The organism is Streptosporangium heterodermiicola (assembly GCF_051390675.1).
Taxonomy (GTDB): domain Bacteria; phylum Actinomycetota; class Actinomycetes; order Streptosporangiales; family Streptosporangiaceae; genus Streptosporangium.
In genome coordinates, this window is sequence record NZ_JBPJSR010000019.1 from 54697 (window position 1) to 77919 (window position 23223).

Annotated in this window: 25 protein-coding genes; 9 read left to right on the top strand and 16 right to left on the bottom strand. The window is 69.6% G+C overall.

The genetic code is table 11. The annotated features are described in order from the left end of the window. Window positions 1-69 precede the first annotated feature (69 nt). On the bottom strand, window positions 70-693 hold the full coding sequence (locus ACSC1Q_RS32720) for a TetR/AcrR family transcriptional regulator (protein WP_436762563.1): 624 nt from the start codon (window positions 691-693) through the stop codon (window positions 70-72). A gap of 104 nt (window positions 694-797) precedes the next feature. Between ACSC1Q_RS32720 and ACSC1Q_RS32725 the strand changes: the two genes are divergently transcribed. Then, a complete protein-coding gene (locus ACSC1Q_RS32725) occupies window positions 798-2006 on the top strand; it encodes a cytochrome P450 (RefSeq protein ID WP_436762564.1) in 1209 nt (402 codons plus the stop codon). A gap of 8 nt (window positions 2007-2014) precedes the next feature. After that, window positions 2015-2209: a ferredoxin gene (locus ACSC1Q_RS32730; protein WP_436762565.1), complete on the top strand. Its 195-nt coding sequence runs from the start codon at window positions 2015-2017 to the stop codon at window positions 2207-2209. Here the strand turns inward: ACSC1Q_RS32730 and ACSC1Q_RS32735 are convergent, their stop codons facing one another. From ACSC1Q_RS32735 to ACSC1Q_RS32745, 3 genes are all read right to left on the bottom strand, one after another. Beyond that, a complete protein-coding gene (locus ACSC1Q_RS32735) occupies window positions 2210-3244 on the bottom strand; it encodes a DUF4331 family protein (protein WP_436762566.1) in 1035 nt (344 codons plus the stop codon). A 499-nt stretch (window positions 3245-3743) separates the two neighbouring features. Then, on the bottom strand, window positions 3744-4061 hold the full coding sequence (locus ACSC1Q_RS32740) for a hypothetical protein (protein WP_436762567.1): 318 nt from the start codon (window positions 4059-4061) through the stop codon (window positions 3744-3746). Beyond that, window positions 4058-4285: a hypothetical protein gene (locus ACSC1Q_RS32745; protein WP_436762568.1), complete on the bottom strand. Its 228-nt coding sequence runs from the start codon at window positions 4283-4285 to the stop codon at window positions 4058-4060. The genes ACSC1Q_RS32740 and ACSC1Q_RS32745 overlap by 4 nt, the downstream gene beginning before the upstream one ends. Window positions 4286-5032: 747 nt before the next feature. Between ACSC1Q_RS32745 and ACSC1Q_RS32750 the strand changes: the two genes are divergently transcribed. The 3 genes from ACSC1Q_RS32750 (at window position 5033) to ACSC1Q_RS32760 (ending at window position 6525) form a co-directional block, all read left to right on the top strand. Then, on the top strand, window positions 5033-5341 hold the full coding sequence (locus ACSC1Q_RS32750) for a GntR family transcriptional regulator (protein WP_436762569.1): 309 nt from the start codon (window positions 5033-5035) through the stop codon (window positions 5339-5341). A gap of 154 nt (window positions 5342-5495) precedes the next feature. Then, window positions 5496-6338 carry a helix-turn-helix domain-containing protein gene (locus ACSC1Q_RS32755; RefSeq protein ID WP_436762649.1) on the top strand — a complete coding sequence of 281 codons (843 nt, stop codon included), beginning with the start codon at window positions 5496-5498 and terminating at the stop codon, window positions 6336-6338. Then, window positions 6325-6525, top strand: coding sequence for a DUF397 domain-containing protein (locus tag ACSC1Q_RS32760; protein WP_436762570.1), 201 nt, complete (start codon window positions 6325-6327; stop codon window positions 6523-6525). Before ACSC1Q_RS32755 ends, ACSC1Q_RS32760 begins: the two co-directional genes overlap by 14 nt. A 357-nt stretch (window positions 6526-6882) precedes the next feature. Here ACSC1Q_RS32760 and ACSC1Q_RS32765 read toward each other — a convergent pair whose 3' ends face one another. From ACSC1Q_RS32765 to ACSC1Q_RS32785, 5 genes are all read right to left on the bottom strand, one after another. After that, window positions 6883-7221, bottom strand: coding sequence for a hypothetical protein (locus ACSC1Q_RS32765; protein ID WP_436762571.1), 339 nt, complete (start codon window positions 7219-7221; stop codon window positions 6883-6885). 584 nt (window positions 7222-7805) lie between these two features. Next, window positions 7806-8105: a helix-turn-helix domain-containing protein gene (locus ACSC1Q_RS32770; RefSeq protein ID WP_436762572.1), complete on the bottom strand. Its 300-nt coding sequence runs from the start codon at window positions 8103-8105 to the stop codon at window positions 7806-7808. After that, on the bottom strand, window positions 8102-8503 hold the full coding sequence (locus tag ACSC1Q_RS32775) for a type II toxin-antitoxin system RelE/ParE family toxin (protein WP_436762573.1): 402 nt from the start codon (window positions 8501-8503) through the stop codon (window positions 8102-8104). The genes ACSC1Q_RS32770 and ACSC1Q_RS32775 overlap by 4 nt, the downstream gene beginning before the upstream one ends. 252 nt (window positions 8504-8755) lie before the next feature. Then, on the bottom strand, window positions 8756-9604 hold the full coding sequence (locus tag ACSC1Q_RS32780) for an SDR family oxidoreductase (protein WP_436762574.1): 849 nt from the start codon (window positions 9602-9604) through the stop codon (window positions 8756-8758). Further along, on the bottom strand, window positions 9601-10845 hold the full coding sequence (locus ACSC1Q_RS32785; RefSeq protein ID WP_436762575.1) for an acyl-CoA dehydrogenase family protein: 1245 nt from the start codon (window positions 10843-10845) through the stop codon (window positions 9601-9603). Before ACSC1Q_RS32785 ends, ACSC1Q_RS32780 begins: the two co-directional genes overlap by 4 nt. A gap of 154 nt (window positions 10846-10999) precedes the next feature. Between ACSC1Q_RS32785 and ACSC1Q_RS32790 the strand changes: the two genes are divergently transcribed. Further along, window positions 11000-11803, top strand: coding sequence for a TetR/AcrR family transcriptional regulator (locus ACSC1Q_RS32790; RefSeq protein WP_436762576.1), 804 nt, complete (start codon window positions 11000-11002; stop codon window positions 11801-11803). Between the two features lie 61 nt (window positions 11804-11864). Here the strand turns inward: ACSC1Q_RS32790 and ACSC1Q_RS32795 are convergent, their stop codons facing one another. The 7 genes from ACSC1Q_RS32795 to ACSC1Q_RS32825 form a co-directional block, all read right to left on the bottom strand. Next, entirely contained in the window at window positions 11865-12473 is a 609-nt protein-coding gene (locus ACSC1Q_RS32795; protein WP_436762577.1) for a GTP-binding protein, read from the bottom strand. Then, on the bottom strand, window positions 12454-12804 hold the full coding sequence (locus ACSC1Q_RS32800; RefSeq protein ID WP_350972445.1) for a DUF742 domain-containing protein: 351 nt from the start codon (window positions 12802-12804) through the stop codon (window positions 12454-12456). The genes ACSC1Q_RS32795 and ACSC1Q_RS32800 overlap by 20 nt, the downstream gene beginning before the upstream one ends. Beyond that, the gene (locus ACSC1Q_RS32805) at window positions 12801-13226 is read right to left on the bottom strand and encodes a roadblock/LC7 domain-containing protein (RefSeq protein WP_436762578.1); all 426 of its coding nucleotides are present in this window, start codon (window positions 13224-13226) and stop codon (window positions 12801-12803) included. The genes ACSC1Q_RS32800 and ACSC1Q_RS32805 overlap by 4 nt, the downstream gene beginning before the upstream one ends. Then, window positions 13207-15555: a sensor histidine kinase gene (locus ACSC1Q_RS32810; RefSeq protein WP_436762579.1), complete on the bottom strand. Its 2349-nt coding sequence runs from the start codon at window positions 15553-15555 to the stop codon at window positions 13207-13209. The genes ACSC1Q_RS32805 and ACSC1Q_RS32810 overlap by 20 nt, the downstream gene beginning before the upstream one ends. Window positions 15556-16016: 461 nt before the next feature. Beyond that, window positions 16017-17402: an MFS transporter gene (locus ACSC1Q_RS32815; protein WP_436762580.1), complete on the bottom strand. Its 1386-nt coding sequence runs from the start codon at window positions 17400-17402 to the stop codon at window positions 16017-16019. 133 nt (window positions 17403-17535) lie between these two features. Then, a complete protein-coding gene (locus tag ACSC1Q_RS32820) occupies window positions 17536-18621 on the bottom strand; it encodes a YihY/virulence factor BrkB family protein (RefSeq protein ID WP_436762581.1) in 1086 nt (361 codons plus the stop codon). 205 nt (window positions 18622-18826) lie between these two features. Then, window positions 18827-19639, bottom strand: coding sequence for a class I SAM-dependent methyltransferase (locus tag ACSC1Q_RS32825; RefSeq protein WP_436762582.1), 813 nt, complete (start codon window positions 19637-19639; stop codon window positions 18827-18829). Between the two features lie 155 nt (window positions 19640-19794). On the opposite strand from ACSC1Q_RS32825, the gene ACSC1Q_RS32830 reads away from it, so the two are divergent. From ACSC1Q_RS32830 to ACSC1Q_RS32840, 3 genes are all read left to right on the top strand, one after another. After that, window positions 19795-20142 carry an alpha/beta fold hydrolase gene (locus ACSC1Q_RS32830; RefSeq protein ID WP_436762583.1) on the top strand — a complete coding sequence of 116 codons (348 nt, stop codon included), beginning with the start codon at window positions 19795-19797 and terminating at the stop codon, window positions 20140-20142. Between the two features lie 83 nt (window positions 20143-20225). Beyond that, complete coding sequence (locus ACSC1Q_RS32835; RefSeq protein WP_436762584.1) at window positions 20226-21959, top strand: pyruvate dehydrogenase; 1734 nt, start codon at window positions 20226-20228, stop codon at window positions 21957-21959. Between the two features lie 446 nt (window positions 21960-22405). Next, window positions 22406-23167, top strand: coding sequence for a hypothetical protein (locus ACSC1Q_RS32840; RefSeq protein ID WP_436762585.1), 762 nt, complete (start codon window positions 22406-22408; stop codon window positions 23165-23167). Window positions 23168-23223: the final 56 nt, after the last annotated feature.

A 23223-nucleotide genomic window follows, 5' to 3' on the forward strand; every position in this document is an offset into this window, starting at 1 on the left:
GGAGGTATGGACCGGCACGGCCGCACGCGACGGAGCACGAACGGAGGAGAGGTGGAGAGGAGGGCCCGTTCAGGAGGGCTGTGAGGCGGCGGCGCGAAGGGCCGAGAGGGCGAACTCGGTGGCCTGGCGACCGGCGGCCAGCATCTCCTCCTGTGAGGCGCCGTTACTCATGCTGACGAAGGCGGCGAGCTTGGCCCCGCCGACCACCGCGCCGACGAGCGCGGACGCCTCGACGAGGGTCAGCTCCTCCGGGCATGCCCGGTGCAGGGCCTCGGCGAGCTCCCGCTGGCTCTCGAAGAGGAGCAGCAGGCCGCGCGCCCGCAGCGAGGGGACCGTCATGACGAGGTAGTTGGCCGGGCCTATCTCGCTCTGGAGTTGCTCGTCGAGGGCGAGCATGGCGAAGCCGGAGGCGACGGCGCGGGTCAGCAGGTCGATCGCCCGGTCTCCCGGACGGGCCTCCGCGATCACCCGCAGCACGCGCTCGATGCCGTCGCGCGAGTTGTGGAAGATCACGTCCTCCTTGCTCGCGAAGTAGCTGAAGAAGGTGCGCGTCGAGACGTCGGCGGCCGTGGCGATCTCCGAGACGGTGGTCTCCTCGTAGCCCTTCTCCATGAAGAGCTCCAGCGCGGCGGCGATGAGCGCGTGCCGGGTGCGGATCTTCTTGCGTTCGCGCAGCCCCAGGACCTCACTCATGCGGGCAGCTTAATCCATCCGGTCATACTTTGCACGTGTTGTAATTTTGCATCTGATGTAGTTTTCTGGATGGGACGGAGCGCATCACCGCAGAGGAGCGCGAGATGACACAGCCCCACCAGGCCCATCCGGAAGCGGTCACCTTCCCCTTCGGGCGCCCCAGCCCGTTCGAACCACCCGAGCGCCTGGCCTCGTTGCGCGAGGAGCGGCCCGTGACCCCGATGGCCTACCCGGACGGCACCACGGGCTGGCTGGTGACCGGCTACTCCGCCGTACGGGCGATCCTGGCCGACCCCCGGTTCAGCTCCCGGCGCGAGCTGCTGAACGTCCCGGTGCCCTTCCCGCTGATGCAGGAGATGCGCCGCCCGGCCGACCCCGGCCTGTTCATCCGGATGGACCCGCCCGACCACACCCGCTACCGCAAGCCGCTCACCGCGCAGTTCACGGTGCGGCGGATGAAGCAGCTGGAGCCCAGGATCCAGGAGATCACCAAGGAGCGGCTCGCCGCGATGGAGAAGGCCGGGCCTCCCCAGGACCTGGTACGGGAGTTCGCGCTGCCCATCCCCTCGCTGGTGATCTGCGAGCTGCTCGGCGTCCCGTACACCGACCGCGACGAGTTCCAGCGGTCCACCGCGGTGCTGCTGAACCTGGAGTCCTCCGTCGAGGAGATCCACGCGACGATCACCAGTTTCAGGGCTTTCTTCCTCCGGCTCATCGGGGCCAAGCGGGCCGATCCGGCCGACGACCTGCTCAGCGGCCTGATCACGAGCGGCGACCTGACCGACGAGGAGCTGAGCAACGTCGGGTTCCTGCTGCTCGCCGCCGGGCACGAGACGACGGCGAACATGCTCGGCCTCGGCACGTTCGCCCTGCTCCAGCACCCCGAGCAGCTCGCCGCGCTGCGCGCCGACCCCTCGCTGATCGACAACACGGTCGAGGAGCTGCTGCGCTACCTCGGGATCATCCACGTCGGCCCGCTCCGCGCGGCCCTGGAGGACGTCGAGGTGGAGGGAGAGCTCATCAGGGCCGGAGACCCGGTGACCCTCTCGGTCATGGCCGCCAACCGCGACCCGGCGCGCTTCGCCGACCCCGACCGCCTGGACGTCACCAGCCCCGCGAGCGGGCACCTGGCGTTCGGGCACGGGCTGCACCAGTGCCTCGGCCAGCAGCTCGCCCGCGTGGAGATGCGTACCGCGTTCCCGATGCTGTTCGACCGCTTCCCCGGCCTGCGCCTCGCCGTGCCTGCTGAGGAGGTCCCGATGCGGGACACGATGTCCATCTACGGTGTACGGGAGCTGCCGGTCAGATGGTAGGAGGGGATATGAAGATCACCACAGACCTGGGGCGGTGCATCGGGGCGGGCATGTGCGCGCTCACCGCGCCGGAGGTTTTCGACCAGAGCGAGGACGAGGGCACCGTCGTGCTCCTCGACGAGACGCCCCCGCCCGAGCTGCACGCCGCCGCCCGCCGGGCTCGGCAGCTCTGCCCCTCGGGCGCCATCTCGGTGGGCGACTGATCAGCCGGCCGACGGGACGTAGGGGAAGGTCCGGGTCGGCCCGGCGGCGACGGAGTCGCTGTCGAGGCCGATCGTGAACGCGGTGTTGGTGGCGAAGGAGAACATCACGTCCGGCGCGTTGTCGGTGAGCGAGCGGCCGTTCCACTGGGCGAAGCCGTAGACCGCCGGGGTGCCGACGGTGTACGGCAGCACGTTGGGGAAGAGCCTGTCGGCGACCAGCCTGCCGTACGCCCGCGGATCCTCGGCGGTCCCGTAGGCGCCGACGACCCCGGCGACCATGCCGGCGACGACCTCGCCGAAGTTCTTCGGGTCGTCGGCGGGCGGGGTGACGTTGAGCCGGTCGCCGAGATCCCCGTCGTGCTGGGTGAAGAGCGGGTGGACCATGGGGTGGCCGGCGCGGTTGACGACCCGCCGGCCACCGGCGTCGGTGGCCAGGCTGGTGAGGGCCCACACGTCGACGCGCCGGTCGTCACCGGCGACGGGAAGCAGGTCGCCGTCGGGGACTTCGAGCACGATGGCGTACACCCTGTTCCCGGCGAACAGGTTCTTCGCGCCCGCCGGGTCCCGCAGGGACAGGTCGGCCCTGGTGCCGTTCGCGAAGGCCTTCCCGATCGCGGCGAGGACGTCGGGTTCGATCCAGAAGGGATCGCTCGTCTCGCCGGCCCACAGCCGCAGGCCGCTCTCGGCGTCGATCGGCCGTCCGGTCGTTCCACGGCCGACCACCGCACCGGCCGCGTCGACCTCGCGAGCCTCCACACCGGCGAGACGGCGTAGCTCCACCTCCTGGTCCCCCGCAGCGTCGCGTTCGCCGAAGGTGAGGCGATAGGTGAGGTCCTCGACGTGGTCGCCGTCGCCGTCGATCTTGAATTCGTACGTGGCCTCGGGGTGGAAGCCCTTGGGGGCGTCCTCACCGGCGATGGAGGGACAGACGTCCATCACGAACACGGTGCCCGTCTCGCCCCGGAAGACGTACAGGTCGGTGATGTCCAGGCGGACATCCTGCCGGGCACCCGGTGAGTCAAGGTGATGGGACATGTCGCTCTCCCGTTCTTTTGACGGCCGCTTCTTTTGACGGCCGCGCATCGCGATCTCTCAACGGCCTCGCACAGCGGCCTCTTGACGGCCTCGCACGGCGGTCTCTTGACGGCCTCGCACAGTGGCCCGCCCGCCTGCTCACTCACTGGCCTCGTTCGCTCACTGGCTCACTCGCGGCGGGGACACCGGTCCTGACGGGAAGAGCTCGCTCAGGACAAGCAGGACTTTTCCCTCAACGTCAGTCAATGCCCACCGACTGGCGTCGATGGTCTATGACCGAATAAACATCACTCCCCGGTTCGGTCAACTTCGCGCCCGTGGAAAATCCTGGTGACGTCCGAGGCCGGCCGCACCGCGCTGGGCGTCTCCCGCGCCCTGGTGGGAACGGTGCCCTCGCCACCCCTGACGAGGGCACCGCCGTGGCGGCCGGGCTCATGGTCCCCGCTCGCCCCCATCCCCGCGAGCGGTCCCGGAAGGTTCGCACCGCCGCTCGCGGGAGTCATCTCGCGGGAGTCACCGCCGCACTCGCCGGGAAACCGCGCCGGATGGCCATGGCCATGACCACCTCGTACATCTGGGCTTCGAGGTCGTCGGCGGTGGAGGCCCGCAGGATCTCCGAACCGGGCACCGGCCAGGCCGCGATCGCGTAGAACAGGCGCGAGTGGGTGCCGTAGAGAACGGCCCAGTCCTTCCACTCGCGACCCAGCCGCTCCGCGTCCGCGCGTGCCCGCCGATCCCACGAGCGGCGGGGAACGAAGGTGGGGATTAGGCCGTCTCGGTGCCGCCCTCCGGCGGGCGCGGGCCCGCGCCGGATCACGAGGCCGCCTGCCCGGTCACCTGCCGTGCCATGCTCTCCTGCCGCTCGACCTCGTCCCGCAACTCGTCGAGGGTGTCGGCGTCGACCGTACGCGCCGCTCCGGCGTCGAACTCGGCATCACTGAACGGGACGACCCGGGAGGCCCACAACCGCCCCCTGTCACTCAGAATGACCCGCCAGCCCGAAATCACCGGCCCGGGTGTCGTTGACTTACCACCGTCCATGGATCGGACCTCCATCCGATCAAGGATCCGCCCGGACATCGCGAGCGCCGGGCGGGTCCGGCTTATGAGGTGAGCAGGAGGGGTCTGGGGTACGCCGCCGTACGACGGCCTGGGCGGAACGGTCCTGGATCGGCGAGAACGCGGGGCGACCGGATGCCCGCCACCAACGGCTGGGCACCGGGTGTCCGTACGCTGAGGCGGCCCGGCGGGTCCTACTCCCGGGGAACGGAGCGCTCCCCGAGGCCGGAGCGCTCGCCGGGGAAGCGGCGCGGGCACGGCGGGCACGGCGGGCACGGCCGGGACGGTCTCGGACGGGTCGGGGCGACGTTGCGCGGGCACCAGCGGGATCACCTCGACCGGAACCGCCTCGTCGGCGGACGACTCGAAGCCGGGCACGGGCAACGGAAGACCGAGGCGGCGAGCCTCCAGACGCACCGCCATCAGCTCCCCGGACGGCTGCGCGTACTCGTGATCGGCGGGCAGACCGGGACAACCATGCGCGTACGGCGCATGCCCACAGACGGCACACCCCATCGGCATCGGCGCGACCTCAGCGAAACAGCCGCAGCCGTTTTTCCCCGCGATCGGCCGGTCAGGAACCGGAGCACTAGGGTTGTTCACGGGTCAGGAGGACCTTCCTGATCAAGGACTCGCCCAAGCGTTGCAGCGCTAGGCGGGTCCATTTTGGTAGGAGAAATTCACCATGGTTGTCCATGGTGAACCAGAGGTAACTGTAGGTATCTCCAGGTGAGCCTGGACACCTACGGTGATCTAGTGATGATCGACTGGAGGGCGAATCAGCCGAAGTGGCAACAGGTCGCGATACTGATTAAGGACCGCATCCGCAAGGGTGTGTACGCCGTCGATGAACCCGTGGCATCCGAACACGAGATTGTCCAAGAGTTCGGCGTGGCTCGGGGCACTGCTCGCAAGGCGCTTCAACGGCTTCGAGAAGAGGGTGTGGTGTACGCCGTCCGGGGACTGGGGACCTTCGCCCGTCCTCCCGACGAATGGGAATCCTCCCCTCAGGAGGAAAGCCCGGCGCCCCGCGCCTGAGCCAACCAAAGGGCTCGACCCCATTCGACCTTGTCACGATGACCTCACTCACAGTAGCGTCGCTAGAGACATCATGAGCGTGCGTGAGGCACGTACGCAAGCCTTACGCACATAGAATTTTCACGAGCAGTAGCGGCACAATGTCTCTATGCCAATGAAGTCCCCTACCGTTCGTCATCGCCGCTTAGGCCGTGAGCTGCGCCGACTTCGGGAGCGCGCGGGTCTGTCCGTGCCCGAAGTAGCCCGGCGGCTCGGCTGGTCCGCCAGCAAGGCGCACCGTATCGAAGCTGGTCGGATCATGGTGTCCGAGGCGGATCTAGCCGATGCCTGCGATCTGTTCGGGGCGGACAGCGCGACGACAGCAAGCTTGATCCAGCTCGGCAAAGACGCCGGGCGACGTGGTTGGTGGACCGCATATAGCGATGTGTTCACCGGCAGTTACATCAGCATGGAGGCAGAGGCGTCCACGATCCTCAAGTGGGAACAACGCGCTATTCCGGGCCTGCTCCAAAGCGAGGATTACGCCCATGGAGTCATCAAGGCGACATTGCCCAATCTGAGCGAAGCTGAGTTGAGGCGCCGCGTGGACGCTCGAATGGTCCGCAAGGTCAGTCTCGTTGGCCCCAATGCCCCCAAGCTCCATGTCCTGATGGACGAGGCGGTCCTGCGCCGCCCCATCGGGTCGCCAGGCGTCATGGCTCACCAGTTCGACGACCTTCTCCGAGTCATGGAGTGGTCCCACATCACAGTGCAGGTCCTACCGTTCAGCACAGGAGCACATGTCGGGATGGAAGGCGGCTTTTCCGTTCTGTCGTTCGATGCAGAAGACCCGGCCGTGGGATACACGGAAGGTCCTGCCGGGGAGGTGTACATCGAGGCAGCCGGCCAGGTGCGAAACCTTATGCTGACCTTCGAGCGTCTCGTTGACGTGTGCCTGTCCCCCGAGAAGTCTGCGGTGCTCATCGCCGCAGCGAGGAGTCACCATGACCTCCCCTAATCTGTCCGGCGCCGAATTCCGCAAGAGCAGCTACAGCGTTGGCGGCAACGACTGCGTGGAGGTGGCCACCAACCTGCCGGGCCTCGTCGCCGTCCGCGATAGCAAGGACCCGTCCGGCCCATTGTTGACCTTCACCTCAAGGGACTGGACCAACTTCCTCACAAGCATCCGCGCCAACGACTTCTGACCCAGCAGGAGCCTCAGCCATGGCTCGACTCGGGCGAGAGCCACATGCGTTCTGCAGCAAACCTCCCGGGTTTTCCGCACTACCGGAGGTTCACTGCAAAACAACGGCCTCAGCACCCGCTACCGCACCCTCCGGCCTGGGCCTTTACCCTGGGGTGTCCTCATCGCCCCTACGAGGGATCGCAACCAGGTAAGTGCGTCGTGGCCTGTGGTAGACGGGCGAATCCTCATCGCCTCCGCACCCGTACGGACACGGGAGCGCCACCCACCCCGTACAGGGATGTGTGGCGCTCCCGCGTCCGTGAATCAGGATGCGGGGCGTCACCGTGACGGGGACGCCCCGCGGGATCGGGTGGGATCAGCCGATCTTGAAGTAGGGGTTGCGGGCCTTGAAAGTGCACTCGCCCACGAACTTGACCGTCTTGCCGGCCGGGACGCTCTTCGTGGTGCTGTACTGCTTCGAGCCCCCGCCGATGGCGTTGACGCACCAGTACACCAGGCTTGCCTTGCCGGCCGTGGTGCCGGTGTTCTTGCAGTTGCCCCAAACGGTGGTGTTGCCGGTCCCGGGGGCGTTGCAGCTCACCTTCGCGGCCATGATCGTGGACGTCCCCGCCGAGGCCTGGGCAGCGGCGCCGAAGGACATCAGCGCGGCGACGGCACCCGCCGTGACGGTCAGCGAACGAATTACCTTGTTCATCTTTGATTTCCCCCGTGGGATCACAGAAAGGTTGCGACGCTTCACGAGCCGAATTATTCGCCCGTTTGCCGCCTGACTGGGTGAAGACTATGGATGGGCCGCATATTTTCTATATAGCCTTCGTTCAGCGCCGGGCCGACATTCCTTTGTTCTGGGATCGGGAAACAAGGAAAGCGCCGTCGGCGGTGAGGAGAAGCCTGCTTCCGCAGGCGGCGGCGAGTCGGGCGCACGCGAGATGTCAGGAAGCCGGGGCCGTCTGACACGGGAGTGCCGACCGGGGGAGACCTCACCTCGACACCCCGTACGGCTCTCCCCGATCCGCGACGAGACGGCTCGCCGTCGCCGAAGGCACCAGCGTCTAGGTATGCCCGGAGACCGGCGTGAACCACGGCCAGGAATGCCGCAGGTCCGGACTACGGGGGAACCTCGCCGCTTCGACGGCGGTGAGCAGGCCGTCACCCCGGCCGGTGGACTCCCGGCAGTGCGGGTAGCTGATCGGTCAGGCCGGTGCGGGCGGCGACCAGGTCACCGCGCTGAGTGCCGGCGGCATGACAAAGGTTTCCCGTCGTCATCGAGACCTCGGCTCAAGCGGCGGGAGCCCGTGGCGTCAGGCGAACCTCGACATCCGCGTCCAGGGCGCGCGCCAGACGCTCCAGAACCGGCAACGTGGGGACGGTCCCGCCCGCCTCGAACCGCGCCACGGCCGACTGTGTCATGGCCGCCGCACGAGCCAGGTCATTCTGGCTCCAGCCTCGCCCCTCGCGCATCCCCCGGACCGTCTTGCCGAGTTCGTAGGCGAGACGCGTGGCCTCATGGGCCTCAGCCGCGCCCGGCTCGCTCATCCGGCGACCTCTGAGCTCTCGCCAGCTCCCCTGCTCGCTCATGCTGTTTCTTCTTCCTCGTCGACAGTGTGCGCCAGTTCGGCACAGCGGCGCATGGCTCGCCGGGCCCGCTCGATCTCACGGTCATCACGCATCCGCGTCTTGTGAAACACGGTCAAGAGCACAATCCGGCGATGAGGTGCGATCCAGTAGGTGATGCGCACGGCGAAATCGTCAAGGTGAAACCGGAGCTCACGTAGCTTGCCGTCAAGCTGCTTCGTGTAAGGCTCCCCCAGCGGAACTCCTTCCGCCGCAAGCAGATCGACGTAGAAGGCCGCCCTCGCGAACAATGCCACAGGCAGGCTTTCAAGCCACTTCCGAACTTCCGGCTCCAGTTCTACGGTACCCCGGCTTATAGCGTTGATGCTATGGACCACTTCCTCGTCGCGCTCTGCTTTCAACCGAACACAGTCGCCCACCGAACTCGTCGACTCATCCCTCGACAGACAAGCCCGGAAAATCCGGCAAACCTTCCACAGAGGGCTTCAGCACTTGACCCGCGAACTCGGCGACCGGCTCATCGCCGGATACGTCCTCTACGCGGGACAGGAAACACTTCCATCCGGAGACCGGATGCGCGCTCTTCCGCTGTCCGCGCTGTGGGAGGCGGCGTCTCCAGCCACCTGACACGCCGAATCCACCCCGGAACCGGCTCAGGATCGTGGGCCCGGGACGCGGCGGAAGGTGAAGGGTTCGCTCTCGCGGCCCGGGATGACGAACCAGCACTCGCCGGTGCCGTCGCTGTCGAGCAGCCGGAAGAACGTGTCGACGACGGACGAGACGTCCAGGATCGGGAAGCCGAGCCGCTCCAGCACGGCCTTGCCCTCGCCGAGGATCGCGGTGTCGGCGAACGACGGGCAGAGTGCATGCACCCTGATCCCCCTCGGCCGGAGGTCCTCGCCGAGCGAGCGGACGAGGCCGACGACGGCGTGCTTGTTGGCGGCGTAGACGGGGTCGGACGGGATGCCGACGATGCCCGCCATGCTCGCGGTCGCCACGATCGTGCCGCCACCGGCCGCGCGCAGGGCCGGGAGGGCGGCGTGCGTCCCGAAGACGACGCCGTCGAGATTGACGCCCATCGCCAGGCGGTAGCGGCGGACGTCGAAGTCCTCGCCCAGCCCGAAGCCCGAGGCGATGCCCGCGTTGAGGAAGGCGAGGTCGAGCCTGCCGTACCGCTCGACCGCGGTCGCCACCGCCGCCTCGTTGTCCTCCAGCCGCGACACGTCGCAGTGGACGTACGTCGCGCCCAGCTCGTCGGCGAGCCTCCCGCCCGCGACGTCGTCGATGTCGGCGAGGACGAGGCGGGCCCCGCCCTCGGCCAGCCGCCGGGCCACGCCCGCGCCGATGCCGTTGCCGCCGCCGGTGACGAGGGCGACCTTCCCCTCCAGATCGTCACCGCGGACCACGTTGAACGCCTCCGCCGGGATCTCCCCTCCCAGGCCGCTGAGCAGCCCGCCCCCGCCGCCCGCTCCGGTGAACCCGCCTGTTTTGTCGGTACTCACAGTGGCAACCCTCCGGTGGCGGCGTTGGTCGAGCCCGTGCTCCGGTACGCCGCGATCGTACGCTCGGCGATGCGCATCTGGTGGATCTCGTCGGCCCCGTCCGCGAAGCGGGCCCAGCGGGCGTGCTGGAGCATCTTGGCCAGCGGGGTGTCGGTCGAGTAGCCGAGCGCGCCGTGCACCTGGATCGCCCGGTCGACGATCCGGTTGAGGCTGTTGGCCACGAAGTGCTTCGACATCGAGACCTCGGTCCTGAAGTCCTCACCCCTGTCGATCTTCGAGGCGGCGTGCAGGACCATCAGCTTGCACTGGTACAGCTCCATGGCCGAGTCGGCGATCAGCCACTGGACGCCCTGCTTCTCGGCGAGCAGCGACCCGTGGCTGTAGCGGTTGAGCGCGCGGTCGACCATCATGTCGAGCGCCGTCTCGGCCTGGGAGATCCAGCGCATGCAGTGCGCCAGCCGCGCCGGGCCCAGGCGGTACTGGCCGAGCCGGTGGCCGTTGCCGCGCCCGCCCAGGATCTGGCTGTCGTGCACGCGCAGGTTGGTGATGACGATCTCGCTGTGACCGGTGGAGCCGTGCATCGTCTCGACCTCGCGGACGTCGTTCCACCCCTCCTGCGGGAGGTCGACGAGGAAGGCCGTGTTGCCGCCGCGCGAACCCTCGGGCACGTCGAGCTCGGTCTTGGCGATGAGGATGGCGAAGCTCGAACGACGGGCGTTGGAGATGAACCACTTGTGGCCGTTGATGACCCACTCCTCGCCGTCCTGGACGGCGTGGGTACGGATGAGCGTGGGGTCGGAACCGGCCACCTCCGGCTCGGTCATCGCGAAGCACGACATCTTGTGACCCTTGAGCAGTGGCTTGAGGTATTTCTCCTTCTGCTCGTCGGTCCCCCAGTGCAGCAGCGTGTGCATGTTGCCCTCGTCGGGTGCCGAGCAGTTGAGGACCCACGGCCCGAGCCGGGTCTTGGCCGCCTCCGACTGCACCATGGCGAGCTCGACGTGGCCGAGGCCCATGCCGCCCCACTCCTTCGGCATGTGCGGCAGCCACAGCCCCTCTGCCCGCGCCTTGCCGCGCAACTCGAAGATGACCCGGATGTACTCGTCGCGCGAGGTCACCTTCTCCGTGTCGTCGAGGTCGTCGAAACCACTGACGGCCGGGATGATGGTCTCCCGCACGAAGACCCGCACGCGGCGGCGGATCTCCTCGTGCTCGGGGGCGAGGGTGAAGTCGATGGCCATGGGGTCCTCCCCTTAGCGGCGGCTGACAGGTCCTACAGGTCCGATGGGCCGCCGGGCGGGTGTGCCGCGACCTTGATGCGACTGCTTCATGATTTGATACACATGCATTATTACCCTAGCGATCGTCACATCCACCGGCAAGGCAGGAACACGCATGCCCCCTAACCCGGAAGCGACCGGCAGGCGCCTGGTCGCGGCGGCCGAGCGGCTGTTCGCCGAGCGCGGGATCGACGGCGTGTCGCTCCGCGAGATCAACGGCGCCGCCGGGCAGCGCAACTCGACGGCGCTGCAGTACCACTTCGGTGACCGCGCGGGCCTGCTGGGCGCGGTGCTCGCCAAGCACCATCCCGAGATCGAGGCGCGCCGCCACCAGCTGCTCGACGAGTACGAGTCCCGGGGCGCCCTCCCGGAGGCCGAGGCCCGCCGCACCCTCGCCGCCGCGCTGGTACGGCCGATGGCCGCCAAGCTGGCCGACCCCGACGGCGGCCGGCACTATCTGCGGATCATGGAGCAGCTCGTCCAGCGCACGCCCCTCCCCGCCACGCGGAGCACGGACCCGGGGCAGAGCGTCGACCGGTGGCGCGAGCTCGTGGCCCCGCTGCTGTCCGAGGTCGCCCTGCGCCGCCTGCACCAGCGCTTCATGGCGATCCGGGTCACGTACGTGGAGCTGGCCCGCCGCGCCGCCGGGCCCGAGGGCAAGGACGACCGGCTCTTCACCAGCCACCTGGTCGACGTCGTGTCGGCCGTGCTGGCCACCGAGGTCTCCGAGGAGACCGCGCGGCTCCTGGGAGAGCGCGACAGGAGGCGCGACGAGCGTGACAGGGAACGCGACGAGCGGACCGAGGAACGCGGCGAGCGGACCGAGGAACGCGGCGAGCGGACCGAGGAACGCGGCGAAAGAACCGGGGAACCCGGCGAGAGGGCCGGGGACTCGGCCGGCGGACCGGAGAGGCCCTGAAGGGCGACCAGGCCCCCGGCCCCGGCGGACTCGACGGAGGGGAGGGAAGGAGGCCCGGGCGTCAGGCGCCCGCGTGAGCCGTCTGGAAGGCGCCTCCCGCCGAGTAGGTGACCAGCGTGGTCAGCACCTCCTTGACCGAGTCGCGCCTGCGCACGTCACAAAGGATGATCGGGGCCACCCCGTCCAGGCCCAGCGCCCGCCGTACCTTGATCGGGTCGTGCCGCCGCGCGCCGTCGAAGCAGTTGACCGCGACGACGAATGGGAGCCCGCGCTGCTCGAAGTAGTCCACGGCGGGGAAGCAGTCCTGCAGGCGGCGGGTGTCGGCGAGCACGACCGCGCCGAGGGCGCCGACGGACAGCTCGTCCCACATGAACCAGAACCTGTCCTGGCCCGGGGTGCCGAACAGGTAGAGCCAGAGCCCGTCGCGGATGGTGATCCGGCCGAAGTCCAGCGCGACGGTCGTGGTGATCTTGGACTCCACCCCCGCGGTGTCGTCCACGTAGATGCCGCGCTCGCTCAGCAGTTCCTCGGTGTGCAGGGGCCTGATCTCGCTGATCGTGCCGACCATGGTCGTCTTGCCGACCCCGAAACCACCGGCGACGAGGATCTTGATGGCCATGGCCGGGCTGTCGGCCGGGGTCATCCCCGGCTCAGAGGCCGCGTATTCCATGCAGCACTTCCCTGTATATGCGTTCGTCGATCGTCTTCCCCATCGGCCGGGGCCTGTCGATGGTGAGCAGGCCCTCGCGTCGGAGCTCGCTGAGGAGGACGCGGGTGATGTTGAGCGGCAGCTTGAGGTGCGCTGCGACGTCCGCCACGGGGGTGGGCCGGCGGCAGGTGGACAGCAGGTCGAGATGCTCGGGCATCAGCCCGACCGGTTCGAAGGGCATCTCGACGGTCGTGACGATGGCCACCAGGTCGAAGCTCTCCCCGACCGGACGAGCCCGGCCGCCGGTCACCCCGAAGAGCCTGACGAGGGGCCCGGGATCCTCTCCCGTCACGTCCTCGCACCATTCCAGGCCGGTGCCGGGGCAGCTCCCCTCGGCTGCGAGGACAGGTGCTCGCCGACACGCTTGACCAGCAGCGCCATCTCGTAGGTCACCATGCCCAGTTCGGCGTCGCCCGCGGCCAGCACGGCCAGCCTGGCTCCCTGTCCCGCCGCGGTGACGAACAGGAAGCCGCCCTCCATCTCGATGATGGTCTGCCGCACGCCGCCGAGGCCGAAGTGCCGCCCCGCGCCCAGCGCGAGGCTGTGGCTTCCCGCCGAGATGGCGGACAGATGCTCGGCGTCCTCCCGGGTCAGCTCCCGGGAACCGCCCATCGCCAGGCCGTCGGCGGACAGCACGATGGCGTGCCGGATACCGGTGACCCGCTGGGTCAGGTCGTCGAGCAACCAGCTCAGTTCAGATCTGGGGTCGGGCATCGGAGTGGCCATCCTTTCGCTTCCACACGTCCAGTTCCTGCTCGGCCTGGCTGCGGCCCTGCTGCCAGCCTCGTTGCATGGACGACATGAGGTTTGAGAGCTCCTCGGGAGTTCGCGCGGTGATGTCGCGCCTCTCGGGGGAACGCGTCTGGCGGAGCTGAGGGGCCAGATTAGCCTGCCGTACCCGCATCGGCAGCCCGTCCAGGTCGTCGTCGGTGTCGGGTACGAACACGGCCCGCCGCACCGGCGTCGGAGAACCGTTCGGGGAGCCGTTCAGGGACCCGTTGGAAGCGGTCGAGGACCCGTTCGGGGACGCCGGAGCCTCGCGACGGTCCTGGGTGGGGAACCAGCTCTGCGTGGTCTCGGGAGCGGTCGCCGTCACCTCCTCCCGCGTACCGGGCAGGACCTTGGGCCACTCCTCCGGGGACGCGCTCAGTGCCCGGACGGGCCCGCCCGCGTGCGCGCCGCCCTGGCGTGGGTACACGCCCTCGGCGGCCAGCGACGCGCAGGTGGCGAGCAGGTTCTGCGGCAGCAGCACGATCGCGGTGGTGCCGTCGTACGGCGAGGGGCGCAGCACGACCTTGATCCCGTGCCGGGCGGCGAGCCTGGCCACGACGAACAGGCCGAGCCGGTCGCTGTCGGCCAGGTCGAACTCCGGCGGATCGGCGAGCTTGGCGTTGAGCTCGTCGAGGCTGGCCTGGCTCAGTCCCAGGCCCCGGTCCTCGACCTCCAGCGCGAAGCCGTTGGCCGCGACCATGCTCCGCACGTGCACCATGGTGTTCGGCGGCGAGAAGATGGTGGCGTTCTCCACCAGCTCGGCGATGAGGTGGATCACGTCGGTGACCGCGGCGCCGACCAGCAGCGGCGCCTGCGGCATGGGAAGCACGGTGACGCGGGTGTAGTCCTCGACCTCAAGCACGGCGCTGCGCACCACGTCGAAGATCGGCACCGGGTCGCGCCACCTGCGGGCCGGGGCCGCGTCGGACAGGATGATCAGGTTCTCCGCGTGCCGCCGCATGCGGGTGGTCAGGTGGTCGAGCTTGAAGAGACCCTCCAGGGTCTCCGGCTCCTCGACGCGGCGCTCCATCGTGTCGAGGAGCGTGAGCTGGCGGTGCAGCAGCGCCTGGTTGCGCCAGGCGAGGTTCAGGAAGACCATGCCGACGCCCTTGCGGAGCGTGGCCTGGCCGACCGCGGCCTCCACCGCGGTACGCCGCACGCTGGAGAAGGCGTTCACGACGCGGTCGACCTCGGCGGTGTTCGCCGGGGCCAGCTCGGGGGCCTCGGTCGCCGGGTCCACGTCCTCGCCCTTGCGCAGCCGCTCGACCAGCCGGGGCAGCCGCTCCTCGGCGAGTTCCACGGCCGACGCCTGGAGCCGCTTCAGCTCGGCGATCAGGGACCGGCCGAACCGGTAGGAGACCACGATCGAGATGATGATCGCGAGCAGGCCCAGCCCCAGGGTCAGCCCGATCCGCAGGGCGGCCGCGTTCCTGAGGTCGTCGCCCCTGGCCGTGGAGCGGGCCAGCGCCTGCACGCTCTGCTTGTTGACGGCGGCGAGAACGGTCTCGGCGTCACGCTTCCACTCGGCGGCGTCCAGCGGAGGCTTACCGATGAGGTTCCACGAGAAGATCCTGTCCTCGTGGGCCTTGAACCGCAGGTAGGCGGGGTTCTGCGCGAACGTCTCGTAGTCCGCCCGCAGGTCGGGACTCATGTCCCGCTCCGCGTAGACGAGGTAGTTCCTCCGGCTGGTCATCGCCGAGACGAAGGCGGCGTGCTCGGCGGGCGTCATCTCGCCGCGCTTCATCGCGGCGGTGAGCACGGCGTGTTCCCGGCCCGCGTACTCGCCGGTGGTGCTGTAGGCGCCCATGCCGCGGACGTTGCGGAAGGACGTCAGGTCGGCGATCGCGGCGATGTCACCGAACTGCCGGTTGGCGACGCTGATGAACTCGTTGTAGCCGTCGGTGACCTGGATGGCGGTGATCGAACCGCTGTCGGCGAAGGTGCGGACCTGGACGAGGCCGTCCATGGCCGCCTCCAGCGACCGCACGTCCTTCGGGGCGTTGCCGGGCTCGTAGGCCGCGGCGGAGGCGATCGCCTGGCGCACCAGGTCCAGCTTGCCGTTCGTGACCCGCCGCTGGTCGGCGAGCGGCCCGCTCTTGGCGGTGGCACCGGCCGCGTCGGCGGAGAGCTGGCGTTCCCGCTGGATCTCGACGATCAGCTGCCGCATCGGCACCCCGAGCACCTGCCAGCGGGTCTGGGTCTGGGCGATGCCGGCGACCTGCGCGACGGTCGAGTAGGCGACGAACGCCCACAGGACGATCAACGACAGCACGGGGAGGATGAGGATCCGGAGGATCTTCGAGCGAATCGGAGGGGGGGAACTCATTCGACTTGTCCAATCCGCGGTTCCTGCGCGTGGCCGACAGCCGCGGGCGTTAAGGTGCCCCGCGGTCGCACGCCGCGACTGGTGCGTGTGTGATTCGACACACTATGCCCATGGGACATATCGCGCTTCAAGCCACCGGAGCGAATATTGGGTATCAATGTTCACGGTGCGCCGCGCGACCGCAACCCCGTAAAAACCGGGATTTTCGGCAACGACCCAGCTCACACCGGGTGCCGTCGGCGAGCGGGTGCCCCTTCACCGCCACCACGGATTGAGATTATTCCGTCACCATCCGGCGCCGTCCGGAGGCCGCCCGTCCGGTGACGGACGGCCGAACCGAGGTGGGCGGCCGGTGCCGGGGCCGGAGTCGGCGGCGGAGCGGGGGCGGGGGGAGCGGCGGGCCGGGGTCAGCGACGGGCCGCTTCGAGGACCCGCCGCGCGTCGCTCTCGAAGAAGCCGCGCGCGGCCAGGGTGAGCAGGCCGCCGATCACCATGGGCACGATGAGGACGTACATGGCGGAGATGAGCGAGCCGGTGCCGTCGGAGGCGATGCCGACGACCAGCGGCCCGAACGCCGCCCCCGCGGTGATGAGGACCTGGAGGACGGCGAAACCGAGGCCGCGGGAAGCCGCGCCGATCACGTCGGCGAGCGAGGCTGTCAGGTTGGGGATGGCCATCGACATCAGCACGCTGGAGGCCGTGACCACCACGCAGAAGGTGGCCAGGGAGTCCATCGAGAGCGCGGCGGCCAGGACGGCCGACCCGGCCGTGATGCCCCCGCCGCCCGCCAGGAGCCTGCCGCCCTTGCGGGTGCCGTGCCAGCGGCGGCCGAGCCACGAGCCGATCAGGGTTCCCGAGACCACGCCGACGATGGTCATGAGACCGCTCAGCGAACCCGCGGCGGCGGGGCCGATGCCGAAGTTGCGCACCAGCAGCGACGGCAGCCAGTAGAAGACCCCGGCGAGGCCCAGGCTGAGCAGCATCAGGCCGACGGAGACCGCGAGCAGGGTGCGGATGGTGAGGACCTCGCGGAGCTGGCGGGCGAACGGCGGCTTGGGAGCGGGCGCCTCGGCGGTGGCGAGACCGGAGTCGGCGCCGATAACGGGTTCGGCGCCGTTGCCGCTGCCGGTGGGGGCCGCGTTGGCGACCAGCCGGTCGAGGTGGCCCCTGACGGGCTCGTTCAGCCGCCACACGAGGAGCGCGGTGAGCACGCCCGGCACGATCATGATCAGGAACGCGCTGCGCCAGCCGAACGCCTCCGCGAGCACGCCGCCGAGCAGCGTGCCGACGCCTCCCAGATAGGCGGTCACGCGGGTCCAGCCGTAGGCCTGGGCGCGGGTGGCCGGGGGGTAGTAGTCGGCCAGGAGGCTGCCCGCGGCCGGGTTGTCGATGCTCTCGGCGGCGGCGAGGAAGACGCGCATCGCGTAGAACATCGCGAACCCGGTGGCCAGTCCCGAGCCGAGCGTGGCCAGGGCCCAGCAGAAGACGACGACGGCGATGATCCGGGTACGGCTGCGCCGGTCGGCGAGGTACCCGGCGGGCAGCGCGACGAGCGCGGCCGCCAGGGCGGAGGCGGTCGGTATGGACCCGGCGACGGTGTCGCCGAAGCCCCACTCGGCCTGGATGAGCGGCAGCACCCCGGACAGCAGGTTGAACTCGATGCGGTCGACCAGCCCGACGATGAAGAGCACTGCCAGGGGCGCCCAGCCGTAGGGGGCACGGGACCCGGCGTCGACCTCCCCGTTGCGGGGCGCTCCGAGTTTCAGGCGTGGGGTGGTGGGCGTGTCGACCATGCGCCGGCCTTCCTGTAGCCAAAATCTAGAATCCGCTTCTAGAGCTTTGTTATGGAGGGTGACACAGATCACAGCGCCGGTAAATGGCCGAAACATGAGACGCGAGATTCGGCGTGTCGCGGAGCCGGCTCTCTTACGGACCGTCGCGAGGGGCGGACAGGGAGGGTGCGGAAGAACCGCCCACCGGCCTCCGCGAGATCTTCGGAGCATCGCCCACGGGCCCCCGTGAGACGTCCGGATCAGCCCCACGGGCGGTCCCGGCGTCACCTACGACCTCGGCCTCACGAGCGACCTCGGCCTCACGGGCGGTCCCGGCCTCGCGGGCGGCCTCGGAGCGGGCGCGGCGGGCGGCCAGGTCGATCATGGTGCCCTCGCCGGTGGCGGTGAGCGCCGCCGCGAAGAGGATCAGCTGGTTGAGGATCTTGAGGAAGACGAGCATCCCGACGGCACCGGCGACGACGTGGTAGGCGGGGTTGCCCACGGTCATCTCCAGATAGACCTGGCCCAGGGACTTGAGGACCTCCAGCCCCGCGGTGATGAGCAGAGCGGGCGGGATGACCCGGCGCGGCGACAGCCGCAGGCGCGGCGGGCCGCAGAGCAGGGCGATCGCCAGCAGGGTGTTGACGGCCAGTCCGATCACGAACGCGGCCGCCGACAGCAGCCACCGCGACAGCGTGTCGTCGACGCCCACCGTGTGCAGGAACAACCAGTTCAGTACCGTCTCCGCGACGAAGGCCACCGCGAGCGAGGCCGACAGCAGCAGTCCCAGACCGGCCATCACCCCCAGGTCGATGACCTGGCGCATCACGAAGCGGCCCGGGTACTCCTCGATCCGCCAGATGGCCCTGATCGCCGAGCGCAGGGCGTCCATCCAGAACAGGCCGGTGAGCGGCAGGCCGACGAAGGCGATCGCCCCGGCCGTGGCCCTGGCGCTCTGCAGCGCCTGTACGTCCAGGCGGGGGAGGTTCTCCGAGAGGTAACCCTCGACGGCACGCACCACCTGCGGATCGTCGAGGACCTGCCCGATGACGGCGAAACCGAGCAGCCCCAGCGCGAACACGGCGAAGAAGGAGTAGTAGGTGAGCGCCGCGGAGAGCCGTCCGGCGTCCACCTCGTCGTAGCGCACCCCGGCCCGCACCAGATGGTCCAGCCGGCCGTGGCGACGGCGGGCACGCGTCCACTCCCTGGAGATGCGCGCGGTGAGGCCCGTGACCGTCATGCCAGGACCTTTACCCCCAACCTTCCCACCTACCACAACCGGTGCGCCTCACCCGCGTGCCCGGTCCCCGGCCGTCACGAATTCCGCGTGACCCTCGCTCGCCACACCGGCCACCAACCCGCCGGCGGTCGTCGCCGCTCTCGCGCCACAGGCAGCCACAGGCAGCCACGGGCAGGCGGTCATGGTCGCGCTCCCCGCGTGGCACTCAGTCGTCGCGGGCCCTGCGGCCGAGGATCGAGTGGATCTCGAAGGAGGGGGCGCTGAAACCCGGTGCCGACATGACCTCCCGGACCTTCCGGAGCTGCCCGAGGGTCATCCCCGCCTCCAGCAGGTGGTCCTCCAGGTGGTGGCTGTTGCTGATCAGCAGGCCGAGCCCGGCGGAGCCTCGCTCCCACACCTCGGTCCAGCGCGCCTGGTCGACGTCGGCCAGACCCGCCGCCGCCATGTCCCGCGCGGCTGAGCCGCCCCAGGTCGGATCGCCGCCGCCCGCGCTCAGCACCCGGGCCATCGCCGTGACGTAGGCCGCGTACACCTCTCCCTCGCGCCCTCCGGAGAGGGGCGGCGCCACCCAGCGGGTGATGTCGATCTCGTCGAGCTGCAGCCAGCCACCGGGCCGCAGCGCGGCCCGCAGGCGTCGCAGGACCTCGTGGCGCCTCGGCAGGTGGCTGAGCACGAGCCTGGCGTGGACGAGGTCGAACGCGCCCTCCGGCAGCGGGTCGGTGACGACGTCGTGGCGGGCCACGGTCAGCCCCGGCCTGGACGGGATCAGGCCCGGCTTGATGTCGGTCGCCAGCACCCGCCCGCCCGGTGCCACCCGTTCGGCCAGCCAGAGGGCCACGCTGCCCCCGCCGGCCCCGACCTCCAGGCAGTCCCAGCCGGGGCCGACACCGGTGAGGGCGAGGCGTTCGAAGGTGAGCGGATCGAGCAGCCGCGCGAGATAGTGGTGCTGGTCGGACGAGTGGTCCCCGTCGTTGTCGAACACGTAGTCGGAGGCGGTCGCTGGGTTCTGCCCGGTCATTTGGACCCTTCCAAGAGCGGTTACCTCGCCGCATGGTAGGTAGGGCGCCACGGAAAGTGACAGGCCTCCGGCCGGACCTGGCCATCTTCTCTGGAGAACGTATCCTCCGAGCTACAATATGTCCGGATAAAGAACTTATGTGCGACAGGTGAACAATGCTGTATCACGAGATCGAAGGACCCGCCGACGGCCGGCCGCTCGTGCTGGCCGGTTCCCTGGGCACCACGCTGGAGATGTGGGATCCGCAGATGGAGGCGCTGACCGGGCACTTCAGGGTCGTCCGCTTCGATCACCGCGGCCACGGGCGCTCCCCGCTCTCGGCGCCCACGCTCGTGCTCGCCGGGGCCGACGACCCCGCCACGCCGCCCGGGCACGCGCGGCGGATCGCCGAGGGGATCCCCGGCTCCCGGCTGGTCGTCCTGCCCGGAGCCGCCCACCTGGCGAACGTCGAGCGACCGGAGGCGGTCTCCGAGCACCTGGTCGGGCACCTCCTCCAGGGGTGACCGTGGGTGACCGGGAGTGATTCCTGAGTGATCCGGCGAAATACGGTGAGGTACCCCGGTGACGCCAGACACGAGGGGGCACCATGGCGACCGTCGCCGAGCAGTTCATCGAGGTTCTCCGCCAGGCCGGGGTGGAACGGATCTACGGGGTGGTGGGCGACAGCCTGAACCCGGTGGTCGACGCCGTCAGGAAGGCCGGCGGCATCGAGTGGATCCACGTGCGCAACGAGGAGGCCGGGGCGTTCGCCGCCGCGGCCGAGGCGCAGGTCACCGGGCGCCTGGCGGTCTGCGCGGGCAGCTGCGGGCCCGGCAACACCCACCTGGCCCAGGGGCTCTACGACGCCCACCGCAGCGGCGCCCCGGTGCTCGCGCTGGCCTCGCACATCCCCTCCGCGCAGATCGGCACGGGCTTCTTCCAGGAGACCCACCCCGAGCGCCTGTTCGTGGAGTGCAGCCACTTCTGCGACATGATCAGCACTCCCGAGCAGATGCCCCGGGTGCTCCGTATCGCCGTCCAGCAGGCGATCGGCCTCGGCGGCGTCTCGGTCGTCGTGCTTCCCGGCGACGTGGCGCACCTGCCCGCCGCCCGGCCCACCGGCGAGCACGACTTCCTGACCAGGACCGGCACGGTCGTCCCGCACCCCGACCAGGTGGCCGAGCTGGCGGCGGCGCTGAACCGCGCCGAGAAGGTGATGCTGTTCTGCGGCGCCGGGACGCGCCACGCCCGCGACGAGGTCATGGCGCTGGCCGGACGCGTCCTGGCACCGGTCGGGCACGCGCTGCGCGGCAAGGAGTGGATCCAGTACGACAACCCGTACGACGTGGGGATGAGCGGGCTGCTCGGGTACGGATCCTGCTACGAGGCGACGCACGAGGCCGACCTGGTGGTGCTGGCCGGGACCGACTTCCCCTACGACGACTTCCTGCCGGGCTCGCGTACGGTCCAGATCGACCACGACGCGACGCGGCTGGGCCGCAGGACCCCGCTGGAGCTGGCCGTGCACGGCGACGTCGGCGCGACGATCCGCGCGGTGCTGCCCCACGTCGCCCAGAAGACGGACCGCCGCCACCTCGACAGGATGCTGGGCAGGCACCTGAAGGCGCTGGAGCACGTCGTGGAGGCGTACACCCACGACATCGAGCACCACCTGCCGATCCACCCCGAGTACGTCGCGAACCTGATCGACGAGCTCGCCGCCGACGACGCGGTGTTCACCGTGGACACCGGGATGTGCACCGTCTGGGCGGCCCGCTACCTCAGCCCCAACGGGCGCCGCCGGGTGATCGGCTCGTTCTGGCACGGGAGCATGGCCAACGCCCTCCCGCACGCCATCGGCGCCCAGTTCACCGACCGGCGCCGGCAGGTCGTCTCGCTCTCCGGGGACGGCGGGCTCGCCATGCTCCTCGGGGAGCTTCTCACCGTCCGGCTGCACGACCTGCCGGTGAAGACCGTGGTGTTCAACAACTCCTCGCTCGGCATGGTGAAGCTGGAGATGATGGTGGACGGGATGCCCGACTTCGGCACCGATCACGCTCCCGTCGACTACGCGGCGATCGCCGCCGCGGCCGGGATCGGGTCGTTGCGGGTCGAGGACCCCTCGGACGTACGGGAGGCCCTGGCCACGGCCTTCGCGACCCCCGGGCCCTTCCTCCTGGACGTGGTCACCGACCCGGACGTGCTGGCCATGCCGCCGAACATCAGCCGGGCGCAGGTGAAGGGGTTCGCCCTGGCCGCGGGCAAGATCGTGCTCAACGGCGGGGTCGGGCGCATGATCGACATGGCGAAGGCGAACCTGCGGAGCCTCCCGCGCCCCTGAACCGCCGAACCGTCCGGTCCCGTCCGAGCCCGGACGGCCGAACCGGACCGGGAGGCCGAACCGACCCTGACACCGGGTTCCACGCGCCCTCACGGAAGAGCGGGGCCGGCTCCGACGCCAGGTTCCACGCGCCCTCGCGGAACGGCGACGACCCGGCACGCGGGGGCAATCGCTCCGGACCCCTTTTCACTCGCCCTTTCCCTATTCGGTGGACTGGGTCTCGGCGTGGCATCACATGACCGTCAATCACGACTGTAAGCATCATCACTGTCACGCTGAGTGGCTCGGCGCATCGGCAAAAGCCGTATTTCGGTCAGCGGATTGGTCGCGGCCACGGACCACGTCTCGAAGGGAATGGTGTCCCCATGCTCACCCCCGACCTTCAAACGAGCGCCGCGATCGTGCGTGACCGGCGAAAGGGACGCCGGCCGGGGAAAGGAACGGCGATGCTGGCCCTGGCCGGATCGCTCTCCGTGACCCTCGTCGTCGCCGCCTCCTCGCCCGCCGCCGCGTCCGCGCTCGGCGACCCGCCCCCTGACTCGACGTCGTCCGTCACGTCGACCAGCACCACCACCAGCAACGCCGGCCCCGACGACACCGACACCGAGACCGCCACCGGTCCCAACAGCGAGACCGACACCGGCACCGGCACCGACTTCGGCACCGACGGTGACGACGATGACGACGATGACGATGACGACGACGGCCCTCGCCACTCGCTTCTGGAGCAGGCGCGCAAGAAATGCAAGCCGAGGTCCTTCTTCAGGTTCCATTCCTTCAGGCCGAGGAATTTCTTCGTCCCCCGTACGCGCTTCATCGACGGCCCCGGCGGCACGATGACGGTTTCGGTCACCCGGCAGCATCGCGTGTACGCCGAGATGGAAATCGAAAGGGAGAGAATCGGCGAGATCGACAGGGACGAATTGATCCGCCAGTTGCGCAACATGGTGAACCCGCTGCTCGCCGAGGAATACATCGTCGAGACCGGACACGAATACGAGCGGGCGGTCACCGACGGCAAGTACGGAAACATGTGGTACCGCGTTTTCGGCTACCGGGTGGGCTTCTCGGCATGGCGCGAGATCTACGACTGCCGGGTACGCAAGATCGCCGCCGGGGTGGCCAGCGTCCCCGCGCGGGTGGAGGGCTGGAGATACTGGGAGACCGACCACCCGATGTTCAGGGGACGCCGGCTGAGCAGGCGCTGAGCCCCCGGTTCCCCGGCTCCGCGGCTGAGCCCCCCGGCTCCCCGCACGACGGGCCG